An 858-nucleotide genomic window follows, 5' to 3' on the forward strand; every position below is an offset into this window, starting at 1 on the left:
GCTTCTTTCACCTCTGGGCTTCTTTCACCTCTGGTTTGCTTGCTTCAATTGGTGCAGCTTGACTTTGGTCGACACTTGCAACATCCTTGTGCTCTGCTGCAGTTTGATCTTCTTTTTCCTCCACTGCCGGACTTTCCTCTTTTGCTTGTTCCACAGTGTGGGTGATAGGAGTTTCATCCGCGAAAACTGGTGACTCTCCAATGACACTTCCTCCAAATAGAACCGCACAGGTTCCAATCATGACAGAGCAAGCGCCTACGGCAAACTTACGAATGCTGTAGACTCTTTTACGATTCCAATGGCCTTTTTCCATAAAATCCTCCTTTAGTAACCGCTTCCATTTATTTGTAAGCGTATTACTTTTTCATAGCCTTTTACCCTTATTTTATAAAATAATATAGGAAATTTCAATACCCTAAACACAAAAAATCATATTTTTGATTGTTTTTTCTAAAATTTGTAGAAGATTCGAAAAAAGTGAATGTAGATTTAGAACAAAAACGAACAATTTTTGACACTCAATTCAATATTATAAAGGCTCTATAATTTCTGTAGTGGGTAAAACCACCATAGGTCTTATGGAGCCTATTTTGCTGTAGAAAAAAAGTCCCATAAGACCTATAATGAAAAGTGACCAAACCNTCATTAGAAAGAATCTTATGGAACAATTAAATTTTATCACAAACTTACTCGGAATTAAAGACAAGAACATCATAATCTTGGATTATCTGGATGCTGGAACACATAAAGAAATCATCGCTAAGCTAGATTATCCTGCTCCTAAGTGTCTCGACTGTCAAGGACAAATGGCTAAATATGACTTCCAAAAAGAATCTAAAATTCCCTATCTAGAGTGTG

General features: G+C 36.8%; 2 pseudogenes. One reads left to right on the forward strand and one right to left on the reverse strand.

The annotated features are described in order from the left end of the window. Positions 1 to 105 precede the first annotated feature (105 nt). Positions 106 to 313: pseudogene (locus D8847_RS10490) on the reverse strand (YSIRK-type signal peptide-containing protein); the annotation flags it as partial. A 346-nt stretch (positions 314 to 659) separates the two neighbouring features. Here D8847_RS10490 and D8847_RS10495 point away from each other — a divergent pair. Continuing rightward, positions 660 to 858, forward strand: a pseudogene (locus D8847_RS10495) (ISL3 family transposase); the annotation flags it as partial.

The organism is Streptococcus mitis, assembly GCF_003942795.1.
GTDB lineage: Bacteria > Bacillota > Bacilli > Lactobacillales > Streptococcaceae > Streptococcus > Streptococcus mitis_BJ.